Genomic DNA, 2912 nt, shown 5'->3' with positions numbered 1-2912 from the left:
AAGGGGGGCAACGGGCGCAACGGGCGCAACGCCACCCGCTGCCCGCCGTGCGGCGTGCCGGATCGCGCCCCATCATGCCCGATCTGCGGCAAACACCCGCTCACGGGTTGCGCGCGCGGCCTTCCGGCCCTATTTCTGTCCCTTGAACCTCCCCTGGCACCGCCGGACCAACGCGCCCGGCACCAGCACACCGCAACCGGATCCATCATGAACGAAAAGACGCATCTGCTCGTGCTCGACGACGAGAAGAACTACCTGCTCGTGCTCGAGGCCCTGCTGACCGACGCGGGCTACACCGTCACCGCGCTCAACGACCCGGAGACCGGCCTGGCCTTTCTGGAGGAGTCGGAGGTCGACGTCATCGTCACCGACATGAAGATGCCGAAGATCACCGGGCGCGAGGTGCTGGAACAGGTCAAGAAGAACTGGCCGCACATTCCCGTGCTGATCATGACCGCCTTCGGCTCCATCGAAAGCGCGGTGGAAGTCATGAAGTACGGCGCCTTCGACTATATCACCAAGCCCTTCTCCAACGACGAACTGTTGCTGTCCGTGCACAACGCCGCAGAGCTTTCGCGCATGCACCGCCAGTACCGCGTGCTGCGCGAAAATCTGGAAGAACGCTACGGCATGCACCAGATCATCGGCAAAAGCAGGGCCATCCGCGAAACCCTGAGCATGGTCGATCGCGCCGCGCCCAGCCGCTCCACGGTGCTCATCTCGGGCGAATCGGGCACCGGCAAGGAACTGGTGGCGCGGGCCATCCACTTTTCCTCGCCCCGCAACAAGGGGCCGTTCGTCTCCGTCAACTGCATGGCGCTGAACCCCGGCGTGCTGGAAAGCGAACTGTTCGGCCACGAAAAGGGGTCGTTCACCGGCGCCGTGGCCATGCGCCGGGGCCGCTTCGAGCAGGCGGGCGGCGGCACCCTGTTTCTGGACGAAATAGGCGAGCTGACCCCCGAATTGCAGGTCAAGCTGCTGCGCGTGTTGCAGGAACGCCGCTTCGAACGCGTGGGCGGCACCGAAGAGGTGGAGGTGGACATCCGCATCGTGGCCGCCACCAACAAGAACCTTCAGGAAGAGGTGGAAAAGGGCAACTTCCGCGAAGACCTGTTCTACCGCCTGAACGTGGTGCACATTGCCCTGCCGCCCCTGCGCGAACGCCGCGAGGACATCCCCCTGCTGGTGGCCCACTTCGTGGACAAGCTGGCCCGCGAGAACGGCGTCACCCCCAAGACCTTCACGCCCGAAGCGCTGGACTACATGACCGGCTACGAATGGCCCGGCAACATCCGCCAGCTCCAGAACGTGGTGGAACGCTGCCTCGTGCTCGTTTCCGGCGATACCATCCGCGTGGACGACCTGCCCCCCGAACTGCGCGACGAGGAATCCCAGCTCAAAAGCGCCGTGGACCTCTTGCCCGTGCAACTGGACCTGGCCGATACCCTGGAACGCATCGAGGCCGCCCTCATCCGCCGCGCCCTGGTCCGCGCCGACTTCGTGCAGGTGAAAGCCGCCGAGTTGCTCGCCATCTCCAAGAGCCTGCTGCAGTACAAGCTGAAGAAATACAATATCACGGGGCACTAAGGATTTTTGAGAGAGACTTCCGGGGAGGGGACCTTTTGAAAAAGGTCTCCCTCCCCGGACCCCTCCCCCCAAAACTTTTCAATTGTGGGTGAAGCCCACGCCGCTGGAACCCGCCGGCCCCACCGCCCCAAGCTTCCCGCAACACGCCCCCGCTCCCACGTTTTCCCTACCTTGACGGGTGGTCAGGGCCGCCGCATAGTCGATAGGCACGACAAACCGCACCACGGAGGTGCCCCATGGAAAAGCAGAAGATATCCCTGAGTACCCGGCTGCTCTGCGCGGACGCGGCGGGCGTCGTCGAGGCGCTGGCCGAGGGGCTGAAGGAACGCTGCCTGAAGGTCCAGAAGGGCGACGAGACGCTGGTGCTCAGCCCGCCCGAAGCCGTGGACGTGGACGTGGAAGCCAAGGTTCGAGACGGGCGCGGCAAGTTCATGATCGAAATTTCCTGGCGCATCCCCGACGATGAAACCGTGGCCGCCTGCGACGAAGTGGCCAACCTGCCCGGACGCGATCATCTGGCCCCCTTAGGCTGCGCGGACGAGGAAGAGGTGGGCGACATCGACCTCGACGCGGCCCTGAAAAAGGCCGACAAGCCCGCAAAGGCCCCTGCCAAGGCAAAGGACCACAAGGACGAAAAGCGCGACGGGGACAAGAAGAAGGACAAGCCCGGCAAGGACGCCAGGCCGGAAAAGAAGTCCAAGCCGGAAAAAGACGACAAGTCCGAAAAGTCCGCCAAAGATGGAAAGAATGGGAAGGACGGGAAGGACAAGAAAAAAGACAAGGACGACGGCGCGGGCGACTAGCGCCACGCATCTGCGCGAATACACAAGGGCAGGCCATGGGCCTGCCCTTTTTCGTGGTATCGCTACGGCGCGGTGACGAAGGCGCGCCCCGCCTCAAGCCCGCCGGGTATGGCCGCCTCGCCGCCCGCACGCAGCCACAGCCGCCGGTATTCCGTGGCCGTGGTGCCGAACATGGCCTTGAAGTGCCGGTTCAGGTGCGACAGGTCGTAGAACCCGCACTCCAGCATGGCGTCGTAGGTGTCGGCCCCGGCCTCCAGCAGGTGGCGGGCGTGCTCCACCTTGCAGTTCAGGAAGTACTGGTAGGGCGTCATGCCCGTTTCGTCGCGGAACAGCCGGATGAAATGGAACTTGGACAGCCCCGCCTCGCGGCACACGTCGTCCAGCCGCAGCGTGGCACCCATGCCCTCGCGGATCATCTCCATGGACCGCCGCACCGCACCGCCATGCCGGGGCACCAGGGGCGGCTGCCGCTTCGTCCCGTGCCCCCCGGCCATGCTGGTGGCCAGCCCCGCCGCCAGCAGC

At 64.9% G+C, this 2912-nt stretch carries 3 protein-coding genes; 2 read left to right on the top strand and 1 reads right to left on the bottom strand.

The genetic code is table 11. The annotated features are described in order from the left end of the window. The first annotated feature begins 207 nt into the window (after positions 1-207). Positions 208-1587 (top strand): sigma-54-dependent transcriptional regulator, encoded by a 1380-nt coding sequence (locus FVW27_RS12205; RefSeq protein WP_167125509.1) that lies wholly within the window; start codon positions 208-210, stop codon positions 1585-1587. 236 nt (positions 1588-1823) lie between these two features. After that, entirely contained in the window at positions 1824-2390 is a 567-nt protein-coding gene (locus FVW27_RS12200; RefSeq protein WP_167125507.1) for an amphi-Trp domain-containing protein, read from the top strand. Positions 2391-2452: 62 nt separating this feature from the next. Here FVW27_RS12200 and FVW27_RS12195 read toward each other — a convergent pair. Further along, on the bottom strand, positions 2453-2912 hold a 460-nt coding region (locus FVW27_RS12195), incomplete at its 5' end, for a helix-turn-helix domain-containing protein (RefSeq protein WP_167125505.1).

The sequence above is a fragment of the Nitratidesulfovibrio liaohensis genome, assembly GCF_011682075.1.
GTDB classification, from domain to species: domain Bacteria; phylum Desulfobacterota; class Desulfovibrionia; order Desulfovibrionales; family Desulfovibrionaceae; genus Cupidesulfovibrio; species Cupidesulfovibrio liaohensis.
This window is presented reverse-complemented; position numbering and strand designations above follow the sequence as displayed.

Bases quoted from the DNA above. Each gene is read 5' to 3' on its own strand.
- FVW27_RS12205 (WP_167125509.1), top strand. From the start codon at position 208: ATGAACGAAAAGACGCATCTGCTCGTGCTCGACGACGAGAAGAACTAC.
- FVW27_RS12200 (WP_167125507.1), top strand. From the start codon at position 1,824: ATGGAAAAGCAGAAGATATCCCTGAGTACCCGGCTGCTCTGCGCGGAC.